Genomic DNA, 19,403 nt, shown 5'->3' on the forward strand with positions numbered 1-19,403 from the left:
TATATGATAAGGAGCAAAAGAGATGAATATAAATATAGATTATAATAAAATATATGAAAAACTTTATTAGGTGATATTAAACTTCGCAGACGGCTGCCATCTTCCACTGGTAATGCCTCGGCAGAGCAATCGAGGTTAAAAAAAGGAGGCTCGAATCGACCGAATCGTCCCCGAGCCCCGAATTAGATATCGATATCTATTTTTCCAGATACATCTCCGGGTTGAGCTTGTAGTCGTGGGCGGTGGGATCGAACTGGTAGCCTTTCACATAATCCTTCTTGGCCACTGCCACGCCATAGTAAGCAACATTTATGATGGGAAGTTCGTCATGCACAATGCTTTGCACCTCATTTAGCATTGAAAGCCTCTCTTCTGGATCCTGAGACTCTGATGCCCCTTCGAGCAGCCCGTCCACCCCCGGATTGGAGTAGCCTGCATGATTGAAGGCACCTCCTGTCTGATAGCTGAACGATAGATAGTAGGATGGATCGGCAACCATTGCGGTGCTCATAGCAGCGAGTGATAGATCCCAGTTGCCGCTCTTGCGCCTGTCTGATATGGCTCCACTCTCCAGTACCTCAACATCCGTCTTTATGCCAATTTCATTGAGCTGTCCGGCAATGGCCTCTGCCATGGGCGGCAGACCTGGTCGGTTGGGGTAGGTGAGCAGAGATAGCACCAGCGATCCGCCATCCTTGTCCACTATGCCGTCGCCATCGCTGTCCGTCCATCCGGCATCTGCCAGAAGATCTCTGGCCTTCTGGGCATCGTATTTGTACTCCTCAAGGCTCTTATTGGTCCAGTAGAAATCCGGCATGAAAGGTCCGACTGCTGGTTTGCCGACATCGAAGAGCACATACCTTGCTATGGAGGATCTATCGATGCCATAGGAGATGGCCTTTCTGACCAGGATATCATCTAATGGTGCATGCTTCAAGTTTATGGCCATGAGATAGATCCTGGGTATGCTGTACTTCTCCACACCCAGACCCTCTATGGAGTCGATTCTATCAGTCTCGCTGTATGGCACATCCACAGTGAAATCCACCTCTCCATTCTCCAGGGCAAGAGCGCGAGTGTTGGGATCGGTAATCGGCCTGAGTATGATCTTCTCCAGCTTGACCTCGCCCCCCCACCACTTATCGTTACGCGCAACGGCCAAGACATGGGTCCTGGGATCGAAGCTCTCCACCATAAAGGCGCCGGTTCCAATGGGAGAGATGAACTCGCCTTTGTCGTCCAGAGAGCTGGGGCTTATTATCGCCGTGCTGGGATAGTGCAGCGCTGCCGGCAGGATCGCATTGGGCTCGATGGTATGGATCCTTATGGTGAGGGGATCCACTGCCTCAATGGACTTCAGCATCAGAAGAGATGCCGCCTTTGAATCCAGTTCCGCTGCCCTCTCGAGGGAGAACTTCACCTCATCTGCAGTCATCTTCGAGCCGTCGTGGAAGAAGACATCATCCCTGAGGGCAACCTCCCAGGTCAGGTCATCAATCCGGCTCCAGGATAAGGCGAGCACCGGTTTGAGCGACAGATCGGGATTGGTGCCTACCAGCGTCTCAGTGACAAGCGCCTTATCATTCAAAGCCACATGCCCGTCATCATTGGATGTATCGATACTCGGTATGTCCCACAGCTCTCCTACGGCGAGAACGTTATCGAAGTCCGATCCTCCTGCAACAGATCCTGCCGCGAAGAGGGAAAATATGATCAGAAGCAGCGATTTGCATAGCATCATTGAGATCACCTATTCACTTTTTGTGCCCTTCACCATGTAATATGTCCAGTTGAAGGAGATCCTGCGATGAAATGGCATTCCGATCTTTTGGATCTTTAGAATATCATGCAGATCGATGAGGCTCACATCCTTCAAGCCGGATCCCTCGAAGTACCTTTTCGCCTCCTGAGAGGTCAATCCGTAGCGATGGGGGAGGGCAGAGTTGAGATCATCCGAGTACCAGCCTTTCCAGGGGTTCTGCCTCTCTAACAAGATCATTCCCACCTCTGAGGCCAGCCTTCTTGACCGACCAGAGATTGAATCATCTCGCCATCGCGCATCGATGGCCAGCACCTGGCCTCCAACCTTCACCACTCGCTTCCACTCTTCCACTGCCCTGTCTGGATGGGGCAGAGTCCAGAGCACATGGCGGCTGATCAGGGCATCGAATCTGCCAGGATCAAATTTCAGCCTCTCTGCATCTCCTATAGAGAACTTGACCTTCAGACGGGAGGCCCGGGCCTTCTCCCTCGCCCTGGAGAGCATTTTCTCAGATAGATCGACTCCCTGGACATTGTGGCCCATCTCCGCCAAGACCAGGCTCATCTCCCCTGTGCCGCAACCCACATCCAGGATATCAAGGCCGCTTCTGGCAAGAGCCTCTCCCAATACCCTCTTCCAGGCATCCCTCTCCTCTGCGCTCTTTATGCCGTGACCATCACGCGTATCATACTTCTGGGACGAGATATCCCATCGAGAGCGTATGACGCTCTTCACCTCTGAGTCGGTTAAGGGCATGAAAGGTTAAAGATATATCATTTCATGTTAAACCTTTCCATTATTATAACATAAAAGCCTATTACTTATAAAAAGTCGAAGATCGTAATCCTGCCAAAGCCCATCTCTTGGGCGATGGCTTTTTGCCCCTTCGCAGTCCCCTGGAGGAGGACGGAGACGCAATTCAGCGATGAGCCAATTTTTCAATATACTCCTCCGGGCTGGGCTGATAGCCATGAGCGGCTGGATCATACCGATGGCCTTCAAACAGCCCCCCATATCATCCAAATCCACTCCAGCGAGCTATGCTGCCACCAGGAAGATGCACATGGTGGCCGGGATGATTGATGCTCATCTATAAGAATATGAATAAGAGCAATATTATCAGAATATTGGCCACTTCAGTTAACGAGTATTCCATCGCTGTTATCCTCAGCCCCAGGGATCCCTGGAAATAAGAGACATTAGTGGGAAGTCCGATTCTGAAGCATCCTATTCCCAGGTGCAAAAACCTGGCCATAAACAGCAGGAGAAGACAGCTGACTGTGGAGAGGGAGCCCTCATGAAGCAATGTGCCTGAGGCCACCAGTGCAGCGCTCTGGCTGACCAGGCTGGCCATGAGGACTATCAGGCTGGATGACGAGAATCCGAGGGGCTCGACCAGGATACTGTATCTCTCCACTATGGGCAGCACCAGCACATATTCAATGGCCACCTGGGCGAGAAAGATGGTGGGGACCAGCACCTTGATGATCTTGATGGATGAGGACAGGCACTCCAGAAGGCCGGCCCTCAGTATCGCTGCCCATCCATTCCATTGTTCCGGGTCCTCCCCGCGCTCCAATGTCAGCCCCCTGGCTGAGAGCAATCGTCTCGAGGCGAGGATGCCAATGCCGGCCACAAAGAAGCTGGCGAGCAGATCCAGGCATACGTAAAGGCCTCCGGCCTTTGGGCCCAGAACGGAGAGGGCCACGGGCAGCGAGAAGATGAGCATGCTGTTCAACCCCTTGGGAATAAAGCCCACTAAAATGGCCACAACCAGCTCACGATCGGTGATCTGCCTCTTCCTGTGCACCTCTGATAGGAGGGCAAGGGCTGCCCAGCTATTGATCAGGAACAGCGTCAGGGCTGCAGAGCATTCCGCTGGAAGACGGGATACAGCCGCCAGCCAGTTGGTGGGCATGGTGAGATATCGAAAATAGGGTGAGCGGCGAATTACATTGGCCAGGAAAAATCCAATCACAATCGGTGGGATCATGACCCGAGATATCTCCACTGTGCCGATGAGAGCAGTATAAAGGGTCATATCGATAGGAGATAAATTGACATGCTCCTCCCCCTAAGATTGCGCCTCCACCAGCCGGGCGTATCTTCCTTTCCGGGCGATGAGATCCTGATGCCTTCCCTGCTCCACTACCCGCCCCTCATTTAAGACGAAGATCCAGTCCGCATCCACCACTGTGCTCAAGCGGTGGGCGATCATGATGGTGGTGCGAGCCCCTCCCCCCTCCATCAGAGCCTCCTTGATTGCCCTCTCGTTCTCAGCATCCAGGCTGGAGGTGGCCTCATCCAGGACGAGTATGGGCGCTCCTTTCAGGAGGGCTCTGGCAATGGCGATCCTCTGTCGCTCTCCGCCGCTGAGGCGAACGCCCCTCTCCCCCACCAGGGTATCATACCCCTGGGGCAGGGTGGTTATGAAATCATGAATGCGGGCCTTGATAGCGACCTCTTCCACCTCGGCGTCGCTCGCCTCTGCCCGGCCTAAGCGGATGTTCTCTCTGATGCTATCGCTGAATAGGAAGACATCCTGAGAGACCACTGAGAACAGACTGCGTAGCTGCATCATGGGATAACAGCGCAGATCTATTCCACCGAGCAGTATCCTTCCCGCTTCCGGATCCCAAAAGCGGAGCATCAGATTGATCACTGTGCTCTTTCCCGCTCCGCTCGCCCCCACCAATGCCACTGACGAGCCTGCGGGGATCTCCAGGCAGATAGAGTTTAAGATCAAAGGCTCATCAGGAGCATATCGGAAGCTGACATCCTGCAGGGAGATGGATGGCTCTATGGACTCGATCGGAACTGCTGGAGCCAGGCCCGGCTCGTCCTTCACCACTGGCAGCTCATCCAGTAGCAGAAAGAGTCTGCGAGCAGCAGCGCGGGTCAAAGAGAGCTGCTTGGAGATCTCGACCACAGAGGTTACGGAGAGAAATACGCTTGAGGCCAGGATCATAGTGGCGGGGAGAAAGCCTGGCGCCAGGGAATTCTGCCTTACCAGGATGCTGGCACACAGGAGCATGGCAAGAGTCCCCACAGAGACTATGCTGATGCTCGCTGCGCTTTGCAGCCCGATGTTTCTCGCCTGCCTGGCCTGCAATGCCAGCAGTGTGGCGGAGCTCTCAGATAGCTCCTCAATTCTCCGTCTGCTGTAGCCGAAAGAGAGAATCTCCTTCATTCCCTGAATCGTATCCAGCACCAGGGAGTTGAGAAGGGCCTGCTGCCCCCTCAGCCTATCCCCTAAGGCCGAGCCCAGCCAGAAGGCCAGCCTGGGCATGAGGATCAGCAGGATGAGAAATATGAGCAATACCTCTGCCAAAAGCAGATTGATTGTTGCCAGAGCGGCAAGGGCGATGATGGGGATGACAAAAGCCACTACCGCCGGCCCTGCTGTATGGGCGAAGAAGAACTCCAGCAATTCTATGTCAGATACTGCTGTGCTGACCAGATCGCCTGTGCGCCTGTTGGCAAGCTTTGCCGGAGCGAGGGGCTCTATGGCCCAGAATAACTCATCCCTCAGGCCGACCTGGATGCGGAATGCTGCCACATGAGATAGATAGGGGCCCAAATAACCAAAGGTCCCTCTGGCCAGGCCGAGGATGATCATAGCAGCAGCATAAGGATAAAGCTCCCCGGTGGCTGTGCCGGCCACTGCCCGGGCGAAGAGGGCGGCACCAAGAACGGCAACGCCGATCCCTGAGACCTGCCTTAAGATCTCGAATATTACGACCAGGCTCATCAGTCCCATATGAGGGCGAATAGGATAGATCAGCCGGCGCCAAACCGATCTGGAATCGAGAAGCTCTCTTATCACAGCTCTCCTCCTGCCATAGCGAGGAGGCTGCTGCCGGCTTCCATGGACAGGGCATTTTCGTCATCCCCGCATTCTGGAATATCCAGGGACTGAGCCGCCACCAGATGGGCATAAATGCCTCCATTGGCCAGCAGCTCCTCATGGCTGCCGGACTCGGCGATTCTCCCCCTCTCCATGACTAAGATGCAGTCCGCCTTTCTGACTGTGCTCAGCCGATGGGCAATGATCATAACAGTGCGCTGGGACTGCAGACGGCCGAGGGCCTTCTGGATATCCTCCTCGTTTTCAGCATCGATGCTGGAGGTCGGCTCATCCAGGAGGAGGACTGGTGCCCCCTTGAGAAGAGCACGGGCAATGGCGATTCTCTGCCGCTCTCCTCCAGAGAGAAGCACCCCTCTCTCGCCTATGACTGTCTGGTAGCCTTCAGGAAGCGCCACAATGAACTGATGAGCGTTGGCCGCCTCTGCCGCCCGGACGATCTCTTCATGGCTGGCCCCGGGATTCCCCAAGCGGAGGTTATTCTCCACAGTATCATAGAACAGGTAGGGCTCCTGAGCCACCAGCGCCATTTGGCTGCGCAGGAAATTGAGGGGCAGGCTGCGAATATCATATCCTCCCAGGAGTATTCTGCCCTCTTGGGGATCGTGAAAGCGGAAGAGGAGATCGATGACTGTGCTCTTGCCAGTTCCAGTCGCTCCCACCAGAGCCACAGTGCTGCCCGGCTTCACCTCAAATGATATGTTATGCAAGACCGGCCTATCACAGTGATAAGAGAAGAAAACCCCCTCAAATCTGATCTCGGGCTCGATAGCAGAAGGTGCTATAGCCTGGCTGTCCAGGACCTCTGGGCGCTGATCTAACAGCTCGAATATGGCGTTCGCTGATCTTCTTCCCTGAAGGCTGTAGTGGTGATATAAAAGCAGATTGCTGACATGCTCGTAGAAGAGCGAGCCCAACAATAGGACCATCACCAGCTTGTCCATCAACAGGCCCCCTGGCTGAGGCGGAATGATGAGACGATCATAGTCAGGGAGTAGCCCAGAACTGGGACCACCTCGGAGACGAAGCTGGCCCCGAAGTAGAGCTGCAGGCTCTGCACCAATGCCCTCTCCAGGTCCCTGGACCTTCTATGAAGCTCTTGCCCCCGGCGTTCTGACTGGTTGAAGAGCTTGAGGGTGGCCAGACCCTGAAGGCTCTCGGCGAAGTAAGCAGATAGCTCCCGGTACGTCTCCCATGCCCTTCTCCCCACCTTCCACTCCTCCAGATTGGTGAATATCAGCAGGGAAAGGGGAACCAGGGGAACAAAGGCCAGAAGCATCAGGGCAGAGATAAGATCCACATAGATGGCAAAGCCCAAGAAGAGAAGAACGGGCATGACCAGACAGAGAGCCATGTAGGGAACATAAAGACCCACATAGGCCTCAAGCGCCTCCACCCCATCCAAGACCGTGGTGGCCAGGGCGCTTGTATTGCGCATCTCGACGAAGGAGGGGCCCAGATCGAGAAGATGCTGATTGATCCTCTCTCTGATGCTTCTCTTGACCATGGCGGCGGAACGCTGGGAGGTGATATCCCTGGAGGCCTCGGCGATGGCTCGCAGGCCAATGGCCGCCAGCATGCCTGCGAATAGATCCAGCATGGAGAGGAGAGGGCGACCATCATATATTCCCACGATGATCCTTCCCGCCAGGAAGAGGAGGGCGATGTTGGCCGTAGATCCCATCAGGCCAGACAGGAAGGTGAGGGCGATCCAGCGCCTCGCGCCAGGGGCGAACTTCAAAACCCTTTTATCGATTAAGCCTTCCATGTTCCCCTTCTTTGCTGCAGCCTCTCTTCTGCGCTATAAAATCAAACCCAGTCGTGTTACACATATTAATAAATCTGTCGTATGCGATATTATAAATTCATATTATTATCCCGTCTTGGAGGTGAATGAGAATGAATCGGGCTTCTGCTCGCCGAAGTTGGTGAGAGGCAGCTCACTTCCTCCTGATTTCATCCATCCATGCCGATTGGGTGCCCCAGACCCTCCATCCGCCTGCATTGGACGGCCCATGGCATAAGCCTCAAAATAGCACTTTATGTAGAAAAGTTAATATTATATCATCACTTCATCGATTCCTGTGTAGGTGGTATGCTTTGAAAGAGAAGAGGAATTTCGCCCTCCGTGATGCCGCTGGCAATGAAGTTGGCATCTATACTGGAATAGCACCCAGGCAGGCAGCCCTCAAAGTGGCGAGCAGAGGGGTCAAGGATATAAGATTGAGGGAAAGGGGCACAAAAAAGGTCCATATATATCAGGGCAACAGAAGAAAGGTAAAAAAGCCGAAGAACGCTCCGGCCTGGATGCCCGATAAGATCTGGAAGCCGACGGTGAAGAAGATTGGGGTAGAGAGGCTGGAGAAGATCTGAGCTCATCATTGCTCTGTCAGAGGAGGCGGCCAGCACATCTCCCGTGTTGGCCCTGTCATCTGCCCAAGCCCTCATCCTGAGAAATAACAATTATCTAAACTTGATTATGATTAAATTCTAATATCAATTTGATTGATATGTCGGCATGCAACAGCTACCATCTCCTGTCTGCAGAATGGAGCACCCCGGCTGCAGGATGGTGAGCTGGGCAGAGGAAGGATGGTGATGAGACCCTTAAAAGCGCTGATGCTGGCCTTTGCATTATTGATGCTCTCTGCATCGGGCAACGGCTATGTCCTGCATATCTTCGGCAATGCCAATCTCGACGATGATATCAATGACCAGGATTTAGAATATCTGGAGAGAGTGATAGAAGGAACCAAAGAGCCCACATGGCTCTCTGATGCGGATAATAATGGAAAGATAGATGAATCAGATATCTCACTGGTAAAGAGCATCATCAGCGGAGTCCCAAGCGAGATCACAATCGTCGACTCAGACAACAAGACTGTGACTGTTAAGCAGCCCCTGGAGAGGCTGGTCATCTATAACCACCAGTGCGCTGAGATCCTCCAGCTCCTGGGGCTGGAGGAGAGGGTGGTGGGGGTCAGGGACACATTCGCTGAGCAGCCCAACAGGTTCCCCCGATTGAGCAAGTATCAGAGCATAGGCAGCATAGGAGAGCCTGATCTGGAGGCAGTCCTGAAGACCAATCCCGATGCCATCATAGCCTATACCCAGTATCCATCTGAAGAGTCGCTGGACGATAAGCTCCCCCCAGAGGTTAAGGTCCTGCGATTCGATTGTGAGTGCAGCGGCCAAGGCCCCGACGACATGAGAGAGAGAGTCAGATTGCTCGGGATCCTGATGGACGCAAGGGATAGGGCAGAGGAGTATCTTCAGTGGCATGACGCCATCCTCGACCGGGTGGAGGAGGAGGTCGGCGAGATCCCCCAGAATGAAAGGGCACGGGTATACCTGGAGAGCACACCCGAGGGCGACTGGCCTGCAAGCTCGCGAACGGCTATTGGTGTCGGCCATGCCGCCAACAAGGTGGTGGAGATGGCAGGAGGCGTCAACATTGCTGCAGGCCACCTCCCCGGATATAAGGATAGAGCCTCTGAGTATGGCGATATAGAGACGGAGTGGGTCCTATCCCAAAATCCGGAGATAATCGTAGGCCGGGCCATGGGTTCAGGGATCAGGCCGTATGAAAATGCCAATGGCAGCCCTCTTGAAGGATATGCTCAGGATATCAGGAGCCTGCCGGGATTCGATGAGGTCCAGGCTGTGAAAAACAATAGGATATACATCATAACCAATGACTATGCAATAACGCCCAACTACCCCTCTGCCGTCCTCCTTCTGGCCGGATGGTTCTATCCGGATCGATTCGCAGATAGCGATCCCCAGGCAGCTCACCAGGAGTATGTGAATATGATGGGCTTGGACTACGATGTCTGGGAGAAGGGTGCGTTCTTCTTCCCCGAGAAGTAAGCAGAGGATCCGGGATATATTCCGGCTGAGGTTGATGAATTCGACGTCTGTCATGAGAAAGGAGATGCGATAATTGAGAGCAGATAAAATCTTAGTACTGGCGCTGGCCCTACTCGCCAGTATCATTACCCTGTCATCGGGGTCAGGCTATGTGCTCAATGTCTTTGGCAATGCCAACATGGACGGCACAATCGACCAGGAGGATATAGCAACCCTCAGAGAGATCATCAGCAATAATATGAGCCCTACCGAGCTTGCCGATGCCAACCTCGATGGCGAGGTCGATTTGCGGGATATAGCCCAGGTGGAGATGATCATCAATGGAACAGAGAAGAACCTGACCATTCTGGACGGCAACCATTTGCCCATCACCATCAACAAGCCTGTGGAGAGAATCGTGGTCGAATATCTGGATAATGCCGATCTGATGCAGATTCTCAAGAGGACGGATAAGGTGGTGGGGGTGGACCTGGCAGTGGCCAAATCCCCGGCGGAGTTCCCGGAGCTGTCAAACCGGACGTGTGTGGGAGCCATGCACAAGGAGCCGGACTATGAGAAGGTATTGAGCCTTGATCCCGATCTGCTCTTGGTATTCTCCAATGCCACCCAGGAGAAGGATAAGAACCTGCCTGGAGTGCCAGTGCTCTTTGCCGGCCTGTACTATCCCGACCTCCTCAGACCTGAGAGCTCCCCTTTCACCGATGCAGTGCGCAAGCTAGGCTATGTCCTTGACGCCCAACAGGATGCAGAAGAGTATATCCAATGGCATATAGGTTCTCTCAACAGACTGATTGAGAGCACAGGAAGCATTCCTGATAGCATGAGGCCGACAGTCCTGGTGGCCGCCTATCCCGGAGCTGAGGAGAAGAGCATATTCACCTTTGCCAAGATAGATACCCTTACCAGCATGGTGGATCTGGCCGGTGGGAGGACGGTGGCAGCCGACTTGCCTGATTTTATGAAGTCCACTTATAGAATAGAGGTGGACCCGGAGTGGGTCTTGCAGGAAGATCCGGATTATATCGTCTTGCTGGTTGTTGCCACCACCTACAGTGGCCTGGTGATGGATCCGCCCAGCGGCTACGATGCCGATGACCCCACTGGAATGAAGGAGGCTCTTGAGGCCTTTGTGAGCCGCCCGGAGTATGCCAACCTCAGAGCAGTGCAGAACGGCGATGTTTACATATTGAGCGGCAACATGAGAAATGATGCCAGTAAGGGACTCATCGGCGCAGCCTACCTGGCGCGGATCTTCCATCCCGAAGAGGCGGAGATGGATCCAGAGGATCTGCATCAGGAGTACTTGCAGAGGTTCCTGGGCCTGGATTACGATCTGGACCAGCATGGTGTATTCATATATCCCCCTCTGATCAAAGGCCCCGGAGAGCTGGGCGGCGTGCCTGACAGCTACTATGAGATGGTGGCAGGAAATATAACCCCAAGGGCATGAAAAAGGTCGAATGCAGGCCCTTTGCCTCCAGTAAGCCCTTTTTCATCCTCGATTTTTCGATTTTTTTGCAGCATATCAAACCGCTCCTGGCAGAATGCCTATGCATTTAATCTCCAGTGACAGTAGCCTGCCTATAGCTAATTATAATAGAATCTAAACACGTGACTATATAAACACAATCAAGATTGATATTCGTAATAATTCCCTTGATTTAGTTATGATTAAATAGTAAAATGCCCTAAGACGGAATGCTGCATTGACGGCTCCTCCGCCCTTTTGCAGCAGCTCAGGCGGACCGGCCATCCTGCAGAAGGAGACTGAAATATGAGATATCAGATAGCAATAATGCTGGCACTATGCAGTTTGGTGGTTTCGGCATCGGCGGGAGATTATGTCCTGCATATCTTCGGCAATGCCAATCTTGATGACGATATCGACGAGCAAGACCTGGCATATCTGCAGGGGATAATAGACGACAAAGAGAGGCAAAATTGGCTTTCAGATGCTGATAACAATGGGAAGATAGACAGATCCGATATCACTCAAGTGGAACGAATCATAAACGGCACTCAGACAGAAATCACAATCGTCGACTCAGACAACAAGACTGTGACCATAAAGCAGCCCCTGGAGAGGCTGGTGATCTACACCCATCAGTGTGCGGAGATACTGCAGCTGCTGGGAGTGCAGGACAGGGTGGTAGGCGTTCGGGACACATTTGCCCAGCAGCCCAATAGATTCCCCAAGATGAGCCAGGATCTGAACATAGGCAGTGGAGGAGAGCCTGATGTCGAGGCCGTCTTGAATAGCAATCCCGACGCCATACTGGCCTATACCTTTTACCCAACAGAGATGGCCCTGGATGAAAAGCTTCCAGCAGATGTGAAGGTTCTCCGGTTCGATTGCGAATGCAGCGGCCTTGGCCCTGATGCCATGCGAGAGAAAGTAAAGCTTCTGGGAATCCTGCTGGGAGCCAGGGCCAAAGCGAATGAGTATCTGGAATGGCATGATCGTTGCCTCTCTCAGGTGGAGGAACGCATCAATGGAATTGCTCTGGACGATCGGGTGAAGGTCTACCTGGAGAGCACTCCAGAAGGGGACAAACCATTGGTCTCTCGCACGGCCATAGGCACAGGGCATGCCGCTCACAAGCTGGTCGAGATGGCGGGAGGAGAGAATATCGCTGCCGGCTTTCTTCCCTCATATGAGGACACTCCGATGGAATACGGCGAGATAGAGACGGAATGGGTTCTCTCCCAAAATCCAGAGGTTATTGTGGGCCGGGCCATGGGCAAAGGGATCAGGCCTTATGAGAACGAGAACGATAGCCTTCTGCAGGAGTATGTCGAGGAGATGAAGAGCCTTCCTGGATTCGATAATGTCTCAGCAGTCCGTACCGACAGGATATATATCATCACCAATGACTACGCTGTGACCCCCAACTATCCCTCCGCTCTGATGCTTTTGGCCAAATGGTTCTATCCGGATCAATTTGCAGATCTGGATCCGCAGGCAGCTCATCAGGAGTATGTCAATATGATGGGCCTGGACTATGATGTCCGGGAGAAGGGCGCGTTCTTCTACCCGCCGCTGTAAGGGGATGCCCTGACAACCCAAGGAGGGCGATAAGGGGCTGAAGGATCTTCTTCCTTTGGCCCCGATCCCAGGAGAGCTTCATATTCCAGAACGGCTTAAGAGGAGAGGGTGCTTCTCTCGTTCACCATTAATAATACCTAATATAAAAACAAGATCGTATCATATTTAAAGATATTAGTACCCTCTGCGAATAAAGCATCGCGTCTGCAAATTAAGTCGCTCCAAAAAGGGAGTCTACATGCAGAGCCAGTGACAAGGAAAAGGCTAAATATAATAAACATCTATAGTCTATTTGTTAAGTTAGATCAAATTGAGAATGCATGAGAGATTCAGGGCCCCACCTCCTCCCTGAATTTCCCAAGCAAGCTCTTCAAGGAAAGCCCCGCAGTCAGTCCCTCTCCGGCCCCTCGTCCATTTCAAACTCCATAGAGGCGGCCACCTCATCGATCAAAGGCCCCAGCTTATCCTTCATCTCCGGCCTCAACTCGATCAGCTTGAAGAATATCATCATCTTGCTGGCCATGCTTATCTCCTCAAGCTCTGCACCAATCTCCTCCAGGCAATCATTGATGGAGATGAGCGTATCAGAGATCTCCTGCAGGACTTCAATCTGAGTCATCTTCCAAACACCTCTCTTCCGCTCCCTGCACACATATTGATATAGCTGACCCTTAAGAGCAGGGGAATGGTTGAGCATCTCTTATTTTATCAGATGCCAAAATAAACCGACAGGGCGATCAAGATGGCGGGCAGACCCACCAGAGCCCAGACCCGCCGATCGGCATCGAAGATCTTCTTGCCGTCCAGAGGGCCGAAGGGAAGCATATTGAAGGCCGCCAGGATCAGGTTGATGAATATGGCAAATCCCACAGCATGCGCCCAGATGCCCTCTCCTGCCAGGCCGCTCATCATCAGAATAAAAAAGCCTGCCGCCAGTACGATATTGGTCATGGGACCGGCCAGGGATATGAGGAGCATCTCCCTTTTCATCCGGCTGGCCAGCTCCTCCTGCTGGAAGGGATGGGGTCCATTAGAGCCGGGCAGCCCTTCCGGGATGTAAGCCTGCAGCACAGGCCGGTACCGGCTGATCATCACCGCTCCCGGGGCGGCGATGAGAATGCCGGCGAAGGCGGAGAACACCGCCAAAGCCAGCCCCATGAGATTGGCCCGGTACTCGGCCAGATAGCCAAAATGCTGGGCTGTGAACTTATGAATAGATCCCTCAATTCAGTAGCGCTTATGCCCATCATCATGATCCGGAGCTCTCCTCTTTGGCCATTGCTTAATATCCCTCTGTCAGATGCAGCCCAAGGGAGATCATTCTTTGCTCGCCTCTATGATCCTCTCTTTCAGGCGCAGCTCATCCTCAGCCGCCACCGGGCGCTTTGCCGACATGCTGCACCTCTGGGGCATGGGGATCAGCTCCCCCTCCAGGAGGTCGTAGTAAGCCTCGTCCAGGTCGATTTCGCCCTTAGCATATCTGTTCAGGATGGCGCTCATCCCCTCATAGCCCGGGCTTCCCTTCTTCATCCTATCCAGTGCTTGCACAATCTGATCGTACACATCTTTGGATAGGGCAGGATGATATTTATCTCTTATCAAGAAAACGATTTATACCTTGAATCCGATTTTCCGCCCCATGGGGAAAGTATTCGTGAGCCCTCTGAACTGGGGTTTGGGCCACTCCACCAGGGACATTCCCATCATCGAGGAGCTGCTCAGAAGGGGCCACGAGGTCACCATAGGCACCAGCGGCAATGCCCTGGCCCTTCTAAAGAGGGAATGTCCGGAATGCAATTTCATAACATTCAAGGACTATCCCGCTCCCTACAGCTCCAGCCGCTTCTTCCTGCCCAAGTTCACTGCCAGCATCCCCATTCTCCTCCGCGCCCTGGCCAGGGAGAGAAAGAGGCTGGAGCAGATACTGGCTGAGAATGAGTTCGACCTGATAATAAGCGACAATCGCATGGGGGTATACTCCCATGATATCCCCAGCTACTTCATCACCCACCAGCTCCGCTTCAGCCTTCCCCAGTATCTCTATCCCTTTGAGATGCTCACCATACCGGCAAACAGCTTCTTTCATATGAAGTTCGATGGGGTCATAGTGCCTGATATCTATCCCTGGTCCAGCCAGCCCAACCTGAGCGGCAAGCTCAGCCGCTCCCGGCTGGATGCCACCAACAAGAGAGCCTACTTCGCTGGAATACTCACCAGCACCAGGAAGATGGAGCGGGATCTGGATCTGGATTATCTGCTCATAGTCTCCGGGCCTGAGCCCCAGAGGAGCAAGCTGGAGGAGATCATCCTCCGCCAGGTGCAAAAGCTCCCCGGGGAGAAGGTGGTGCTCCTGGGAAGCCCCCAGAAAGAGAGGCATGAGAGGCTGGATGGCCAGACCACAGTCCACTCCTACTTATCTACAGAGGAGAAGGTGGAGCTGATGAACCGGGCCCGCTTTCTGATCGCCCGGTCCGGCTACACCACTATGATGGAGATGGCGGAGCTGGACAAGAGGCACGGCCTCTTCACCCCCACCCCCGGCCAGACAGAGCAGGAGTACCTCTCCCGCTACTATGCTCGCCAGGGCTGGTTCCTCTCCCGCAGCCAGTACAAGCTCCGCCTGGTCGAGGATGTCCAGGAGGCGATGAACTATCATGGATTCCCGGAGATGAGCAAGACGGCGGAGAATGTCAAGAGGCTCTATGATGATGTGTTCAGGCAGCATTTGAGCTGAACTGAGGAGCTGAATTGAGGCTTTTATGGCATCCTTGCAGAGAGGGAGCGTAAGCGCCTCCCAGAAGTGCCCGGCTCTCTGCAGTGCTCGGGCTCTCTGCAGTGCGGCTATATCGTTCTACGCTATATCGTTCTACGCTATATCGTTCTACGCTATATCGCTCTACGCTATATCGTTCTACGCTATATCGTTCTACGCTATATCGCTCTACGCTATATCGCTCTACGCTATATCGCTCTACGCTATATCGCTCTACGCTATATCGCTCTACGCTATATCGTTCTACGCTATATCGCTCTACGCTATATCGCTCTACGCTATATCGCTCTACGCTATATCGCTCTACGCTATATCGCTCTACGCTATATCGCTCTACGCTATATCGCTCTACGCTATATCGCTCTACGCTATATCGGCCTACCAGTAATCCAGCAGCGCCCTTTTCACCCGTTGCCACTGCTCTGTGACCTCCAGGCCGAAGAGCTCCCTTGGCAATGCATCGACCATCTGCCCCAAGTATCTGGACTTTCTCTCCATCAACTCCCGGGTGGAGAGGGAGCCGATATCCTCCATCATCTCCACTGTCAGGCGGCGGGAGGAGGAGATGCACAGATCAAGAATCAGCCGGGCTTCATCCGGATGGCAGCGCAGCCCTTCTGTATCCTGATAAATGGCCCTTCCCAGCAGAGTGAAGGCCTCAATGAACAGGTTGAATGCCGATCGGTCGAGGTCGCAGCGGCCATGAGTGGCAGCATAGCCGCAACCCCGACAGCTCTGGCTCTTTCCGTGCTGGATGCAGAAGGGGCAGCCTTCAGGCCGGGTGGGCAGGTGGCCGAGCACTGTAAGGGAGAGGGCGCGGGCGAATTTATGCAGCCCTTCCGGCTCCACCTTATCCAACTGGCGACAGAAGTGCTCCAGCCAGAAGATCAGCTCCTGGCAGCCCCTGAGAACCGCCTTCCTGGCCGCATCAAGGGATGCGGCATCGATGGATGCTGCAGCCTCCTCCAGATCACCTGCTCTATGGCTCATAACCTATGGCAGAAGGGGGGCGATGGGCTGGCCGGCACTCAGTATCCCTTCTGGGTGCGGGTCATATTATTGCAGAACTTGAACCTGTCCCGGTCCTTGTCCTGCAGATAGACATATCCTATCCTCCGGTTCTCCAGTTGCTCCTCATACTCCTCTGAGGCATCCTCCCGGCAAGAGGAGCATGCTCCGCGGGGAATGGAGACGCAGAAGGCATTGTTCAGGATGCCATGCCCCCTCTGAGCAGAGGAGGAGATGGTCATATAGCCCGGACAGTCCGGACATAGCCTGACCGACTCCTCCTGGCTCTCATTGATCATATCTGTATCATAGAAGATCCTCTTCTTCCGGCGGTAGAAGTCCCCCAGACCCTCCAGAGCCATCTGCACCATCTCCTCCCTCTCTGCCCAGGCCTCATTCACCTGCTCCACAGTCTTTTTGATCTCCCGCCACATGGCATCGCTCTGCACAAAGCTGCCGGGCACATAATCCGGCTCCCTCACATGGGAGTAGTCAAGCCCGGCCATGGCCTGGATGATGCCGGTGTTCACATAGGGCAGGGCACTCTCCACTGCATATCCTCCCTCCAGGACGCAGATATCGGGGGCCAGCTTCTCATTGAGCTGGGCGTAGCCATTGGCAGAGAAGCGCATATTGGCCAAAGGATCGGTATAGTGGTTGTCCTGGCCGGCGGAGTTGAGGATCAGCTCGGGCTGGAAATCCTTCAGCACAGGAAGGATGAGGTTGTCCAGAACATAATGAATGCCCTCATCTGTGGTGCCCGGGGGCAGGGGGATGTTGAGGGTTCGCGCCAGTGCCTGTGGCCCGCCGATCTCATTGACGAAGCCGGATCCTGGATAGAGGGTATGGCCATCCTGATGGAAGGATATGCAGAGCACATCCGGATCATGCCAGAAGATCTCCTGGGTGCCATCGCCGTGATGTACATCGGTATCGATCACGGCCAGTCTCTTGTGCCCGTACCTGCTCCTCAGGTACTCCACCAGTATGGCAATGTTGTTGATATTGCAAAATCCCCGGTTGCCGTGCACCACCCGCATGCTGTGGTGGCCAGGCGGGCGGACCAGGGCAAAGCCATTTCTGATCTCTCCCCTCTCCCAGGCATCGGCCAGGGTGAGGGTGCTTCCAGCGGCGATGAGATGGGCCTCAGTCACCTGGCTCTCAACATCTGGAACGCAGAAATGGGTGCGGGCGATGTCCTTTGATTCCGCCAGGCGGGGCTTGTACTCCTCGATCTGAGGAAGGTCCATCAGCCCCTCCTCGAAGATCTGATCCCTGGTATAAAGCAGCCTCTCCTCCCTCTCCGGGTGGGTGGGCGAGATGGCCCAATCGAATGCGGGGAAGAAGATCAGGCCGGTCTTCCCTCCCTTATTGCAGATGCCATTTACGAGCACCTCCAGGAGGGAAGCAGGCCAGCAGGAATCTCCATTCTGACATCGAGCAGCTTTCCCACCGTCGACCATCCTCGAATCATATTGAAGACCTCGCTGCGAGTGGCCTCTGCTTCAGCAGCATACTCACCGATCCCCAGTCGCTCTGCCCTCTCCGTCAACAGCCTCCTGGCCAGCTGCTCAGCCTGAATGAGGGACATCTGCCTGTCATTAACCCGGCCCATGATCCCATCCTCTGCCGCCACATACTCACCCCTCTCGGTATCAATATGAAGGTTGAGGGTAATTGTCGGCCGGGCAACGGCAGCGCCGATGGCATTGGCTACAGGGGCATGCTCGGGCACAATCGAGGTTGCACCCATCCGGGCGGCGACGAGGGGCGCCAGGGCCACTGATCCTCCTCCCACCCCTACCACATTCTGCGCCTGAAGCTTCTCCTTTTTCATGATCTCCCAGATGCGGTATGCAGGCTCCTGCTCCCACTCCAGAAACATCTCATCGATCTCAGAGGCGATCTTCTCCACCACAAGATCAACCACCATGCCTGCTGCCTCTTCAATTGAGCAGCCCATCTTGCCTGCCACTCCTGCCATTGCCCCTTTTGCCTTTTCCAGGTCGCCTACACTCGATTTGCCCAGAACGCGCAGAGCATCTGTGGGGGTGGGGCCGCCTCCCCCCAGACAGAGGGGAGGGCCCCTTCTCTCCGGGCCCACTGCCAGACAGCCATCATCAACATCCACTGCACTGTCCCCGCCTATGGCCACTGACTTTATGGCAAAGGCACGCACGTGAGTCAGCATGGAGTCCACTCGTGCTCCTTTAGAGGAGAGAAGAGGCCGGCCGGAGAGGATGAGTGCCAGGTCGGTGGTTGTGCCGCCGATGTCCACCACCACAGAGGTCTGGCCGGGGGGGGTGAGGGCCATGACCCCCATTATGCTGGCTGCCGGCCCGGAGAAGATGGTCTCCACTGGCATCTTGAGCGATCCCTCCAAGGGCAAGGTGCCGCCATCTGCCTTGAGGATATAGACTGGCGAGGTGATCCCTCTCTCCTCGAGGGCTCTGGATATGGCAGCAGCAAAATCGGCATATCTCTCTTTGGTGGCCAGGGTCAGCATTGTCGTTGCTGCCCTTCGGGGGAAGTTGAGATGGCCGGACACCCGGTGGCCCAGCTCGATCTTCGAATTGGGCAGGGCCCGGGCCAGTATCTGGGATACCCTCTCCTCATGAGATGGATTTCTCTGGCAGAACTTTCCCACCACCGCCACCCGGGATATCCCGCTCTTTCCTATGCTGGCGGCGGCCTCTTTTATCTGGGGCTCATTCAACCGATCGATCTCCTTGCCCCGGAAGTCCATCGCCCCATCCAGGATGATGGCCTCGCCCAGATTGTAGTCCCGGGGATTGGTCCCCGGGCCCGGGATCAATACCAGGGCTACAGGATCGGTCTTCCTCTCGGCAATCATATTGGTGATCAGAGTGGTGCTCAAAACCACCCTCTCAATCTTGCTGACATCCACACCTCTGATCAGCTCATCCAGAGCCTCAAGCAGGCATCTTAGCAGATCATCGTGATCTGTAGGCACATAGGCCGTCTTATCCACCCGGTCCCCATCCACCAGAACAGCATTAGTGGTGGTCCCGCCGACATCTATTCCAACCAGCATTTTCATTCGCCTTTCGATAGGCGC

20 protein-coding genes are annotated in these 19,403 nt (G+C 54.4%); 7 read left to right on the top strand and 13 right to left on the bottom strand.

Going from position 1 to position 19,403, the window contains the following annotated elements; translation table 11 throughout:
* Nucleotides 1–196: 196 nt before the first annotated feature.
* Both IPI63_RS05060 and IPI63_RS05065 read right to left on the bottom strand, forming a co-directional pair.
* Nucleotides 197–1,741: an ABC transporter substrate-binding protein gene (locus IPI63_RS05060; RefSeq protein WP_292477026.1), complete on the bottom strand. Its 1,545-nt coding sequence runs from the start codon at nt 1,739–1,741 to the stop codon at nt 197–199.
* Nucleotides 1,742–1,750: 9 nt separating this feature from the next.
* Nucleotides 1,751–2,518, bottom strand: a complete 768-nt coding sequence (locus IPI63_RS05065; protein ID WP_292477027.1) for a class I SAM-dependent methyltransferase — start codon at nt 2,516–2,518, stop codon at nt 1,751–1,753.
* A gap of 169 nt (nt 2,519–2,687) precedes the next feature.
* Between IPI63_RS05065 and IPI63_RS05070 the strand changes: the two genes are divergently transcribed.
* Nucleotides 2,688–2,858, top strand: a complete 171-nt coding sequence (locus IPI63_RS05070) for a hypothetical protein (protein WP_292477029.1) — start codon at nt 2,688–2,690, stop codon at nt 2,856–2,858.
* Here IPI63_RS05070 and IPI63_RS05075 read toward each other — a convergent pair.
* From IPI63_RS05075 to IPI63_RS05095, 5 genes are all read right to left on the bottom strand, one after another.
* Entirely contained in the window at nt 2,853–3,803 is a 951-nt protein-coding gene (locus tag IPI63_RS05075) for a hypothetical protein (protein WP_292477031.1), read from the bottom strand. The two genes, IPI63_RS05070 and IPI63_RS05075, sit on opposite strands and share 6 nt — an antisense overlap.
* 33 nt (nt 3,804–3,836) lie before the next feature.
* The gene (gene cydC, locus IPI63_RS05080; protein WP_292477033.1) at nt 3,837–5,588 is read right to left on the bottom strand and encodes a thiol reductant ABC exporter subunit CydC; all 1,752 of its coding nucleotides are present in this window, start codon (nt 5,586–5,588) and stop codon (nt 3,837–3,839) included.
* The gene (locus tag IPI63_RS05085) at nt 5,585–6,571 is read right to left on the bottom strand and encodes an ABC transporter ATP-binding protein (RefSeq protein WP_292477036.1); all 987 of its coding nucleotides are present in this window, start codon (nt 6,569–6,571) and stop codon (nt 5,585–5,587) included. Before IPI63_RS05085 ends, cydC begins: the two co-directional genes overlap by 4 nt.
* The gene (locus tag IPI63_RS05090) at nt 6,571–7,395 is read right to left on the bottom strand and encodes an ABC transporter transmembrane domain-containing protein (RefSeq protein WP_292477038.1); all 825 of its coding nucleotides are present in this window, start codon (nt 7,393–7,395) and stop codon (nt 6,571–6,573) included. Before IPI63_RS05090 ends, IPI63_RS05085 begins: the two co-directional genes overlap by 1 nt.
* Nucleotides 7,396–7,500: 105 nt before the next feature.
* Nucleotides 7,501–7,644, bottom strand: a complete 144-nt coding sequence (locus IPI63_RS05095) for a hypothetical protein (RefSeq protein ID WP_292477040.1) — start codon at nt 7,642–7,644, stop codon at nt 7,501–7,503.
* An 83-nt stretch (nt 7,645–7,727) separates the two neighbouring features.
* Between IPI63_RS05095 and IPI63_RS05100 the strand changes: the two genes are divergently transcribed.
* The 4 genes from IPI63_RS05100 to IPI63_RS05115 all read left to right on the top strand — a co-directional run bounded on the left by IPI63_RS05100 (nt 7,728) and on the right by IPI63_RS05115 (nt 12,543).
* Nucleotides 7,728–8,000 (top strand): non-histone chromosomal MC1 family protein, encoded by a 273-nt coding sequence (locus tag IPI63_RS05100; RefSeq protein ID WP_214064521.1) that lies wholly within the window; start codon nt 7,728–7,730, stop codon nt 7,998–8,000.
* Between the two features lie 132 nt (nt 8,001–8,132).
* Nucleotides 8,133–9,497, top strand: coding sequence for an ABC transporter substrate-binding protein (locus IPI63_RS05105; protein ID WP_292477042.1), 1,365 nt, complete (start codon nt 8,133–8,135; stop codon nt 9,495–9,497).
* Nucleotides 9,498–9,570: 73 nt separating this feature from the next.
* Nucleotides 9,571–10,947, top strand: a complete 1,377-nt coding sequence (locus tag IPI63_RS05110; RefSeq protein ID WP_292477044.1) for an ABC transporter substrate-binding protein — start codon at nt 9,571–9,573, stop codon at nt 10,945–10,947.
* A 324-nt stretch (nt 10,948–11,271) separates the two neighbouring features.
* Entirely contained in the window at nt 11,272–12,543 is a 1,272-nt protein-coding gene (locus tag IPI63_RS05115; protein ID WP_292477045.1) for an ABC transporter substrate-binding protein, read from the top strand.
* Nucleotides 12,544–12,931: 388 nt separating this feature from the next.
* On the opposite strand, the gene IPI63_RS05120 is transcribed toward IPI63_RS05115, so the two are convergent.
* The 3 genes from IPI63_RS05120 to IPI63_RS05130 form a co-directional block, all read right to left on the bottom strand.
* Complete coding sequence (locus IPI63_RS05120) at nt 12,932–13,162, bottom strand: hypothetical protein (RefSeq protein ID WP_214064520.1); 231 nt, start codon at nt 13,160–13,162, stop codon at nt 12,932–12,934.
* A gap of 89 nt (nt 13,163–13,251) precedes the next feature.
* On the bottom strand, nt 13,252–13,701 hold the full coding sequence (locus IPI63_RS05125; protein WP_214064519.1) for a site-2 protease family protein: 450 nt from the start codon (nt 13,699–13,701) through the stop codon (nt 13,252–13,254).
* Nucleotides 13,702–13,860: 159 nt separating this feature from the next.
* Nucleotides 13,861–14,145 carry a hypothetical protein gene (locus IPI63_RS05130; protein ID WP_292477048.1) on the bottom strand — a complete coding sequence of 95 codons (285 nt, stop codon included), beginning with the start codon at nt 14,143–14,145 and terminating at the stop codon, nt 13,861–13,863.
* Nucleotides 14,146–14,182: 37 nt separating this feature from the next.
* On the opposite strand from IPI63_RS05130, the gene IPI63_RS05135 reads away from it, so the two are divergent.
* Complete coding sequence (locus IPI63_RS05135; RefSeq protein ID WP_292477050.1) at nt 14,183–15,277, top strand: hypothetical protein; 1,095 nt, start codon at nt 14,183–14,185, stop codon at nt 15,275–15,277.
* A 25-nt stretch (nt 15,278–15,302) separates the two neighbouring features.
* Complete coding sequence (locus IPI63_RS05140) at nt 15,303–15,704, top strand: hypothetical protein (RefSeq protein ID WP_292477052.1); 402 nt, start codon at nt 15,303–15,305, stop codon at nt 15,702–15,704.
* Here the strand turns inward: IPI63_RS05140 and IPI63_RS05145 are convergent.
* From IPI63_RS05145 to IPI63_RS05155, 3 genes are read right to left on the bottom strand one after another with little or no spacing between them, the layout of a single operon-like run.
* On the bottom strand, nt 15,695–16,306 hold the full coding sequence (locus IPI63_RS05145; RefSeq protein ID WP_292477053.1) for a hypothetical protein: 612 nt from the start codon (nt 16,304–16,306) through the stop codon (nt 15,695–15,697). The genes IPI63_RS05140 and IPI63_RS05145 overlap by 10 nt on opposite strands.
* Before the next feature lie 38 nt (nt 16,307–16,344).
* Nucleotides 16,345–17,718, bottom strand: a complete 1,374-nt coding sequence (locus IPI63_RS05150; protein ID WP_292477055.1) for a histone deacetylase — start codon at nt 17,716–17,718, stop codon at nt 16,345–16,347.
* Nucleotides 17,709–19,379: a hydantoinase/oxoprolinase family protein gene (locus IPI63_RS05155; protein ID WP_366850869.1), complete on the bottom strand. Its 1,671-nt coding sequence runs from the start codon at nt 19,377–19,379 to the stop codon at nt 17,709–17,711. Before IPI63_RS05155 ends, IPI63_RS05150 begins: the two co-directional genes overlap by 10 nt.
* Nucleotides 19,380–19,403: the final 24 nt, after the last annotated feature.

Origin of the sequence: Methanothrix sp. (assembly GCF_016706325.1) — an archaeon.
In the GTDB taxonomy this organism is placed as follows: domain Archaea; phylum Halobacteriota; class Methanosarcinia; order Methanotrichales; family Methanotrichaceae; genus Methanothrix.

Bases quoted from the DNA above. Each gene is read 5' to 3' on its own strand.
- IPI63_RS05065 (WP_292477027.1), bottom strand. From the start codon at position 2,518: ATGCCCTTAACCGACTCAGAGGTGAAGAGCGTCATACGCTCTCGATGG.
- IPI63_RS05075 (WP_292477031.1), bottom strand. From the start codon at position 3,803: ATGACCCTTTATACTGCTCTCATCGGCACAGTGGAGATATCTCGGGTC.
- IPI63_RS05115 (WP_292477045.1), top strand. From the start codon at position 11,272: ATGAGATATCAGATAGCAATAATGCTGGCACTATGCAGTTTGGTGGTT.
- IPI63_RS05120 (WP_214064520.1), bottom strand. From the start codon at position 13,162: ATGACTCAGATTGAAGTCCTGCAGGAGATCTCTGATACGCTCATCTCC.
- IPI63_RS05145 (WP_292477053.1), bottom strand. From the start codon at position 16,306: ATGAGCCATAGAGCAGGTGATCTGGAGGAGGCTGCAGCATCCATCGAT.
- IPI63_RS05140 (WP_292477052.1), top strand. From the start codon at position 15,303: ATGGCATCCTTGCAGAGAGGGAGCGTAAGCGCCTCCCAGAAGTGCCCG.
- IPI63_RS05125 (WP_214064519.1), bottom strand. From the start codon at position 13,701: ATGGGGCTGGCTTTGGCGGTGTTCTCCGCCTTCGCCGGCATTCTCATC.
- IPI63_RS05090 (WP_292477038.1), bottom strand. From the start codon at position 7,395: ATGGAAGGCTTAATCGATAAAAGGGTTTTGAAGTTCGCCCCTGGCGCG.
- IPI63_RS05135 (WP_292477050.1), top strand. From the start codon at position 14,183: ATGGGGAAAGTATTCGTGAGCCCTCTGAACTGGGGTTTGGGCCACTCC.
- IPI63_RS05060 (WP_292477026.1), bottom strand. From the start codon at position 1,741: ATGATGCTATGCAAATCGCTGCTTCTGATCATATTTTCCCTCTTCGCG.
- IPI63_RS05155 (WP_366850869.1), bottom strand. From the start codon at position 19,379: ATGCTGGTTGGAATAGATGTCGGCGGGACCACCACTAATGCTGTTCTG.
- IPI63_RS05085 (WP_292477036.1), bottom strand. From the start codon at position 6,571: ATGGACAAGCTGGTGATGGTCCTATTGTTGGGCTCGCTCTTCTACGAG.
- IPI63_RS05095 (WP_292477040.1), bottom strand. From the start codon at position 7,644: ATGGGCCGTCCAATGCAGGCGGATGGAGGGTCTGGGGCACCCAATCGG.
- IPI63_RS05070 (WP_292477029.1), top strand. From the start codon at position 2,688: ATGAGCCAATTTTTCAATATACTCCTCCGGGCTGGGCTGATAGCCATG.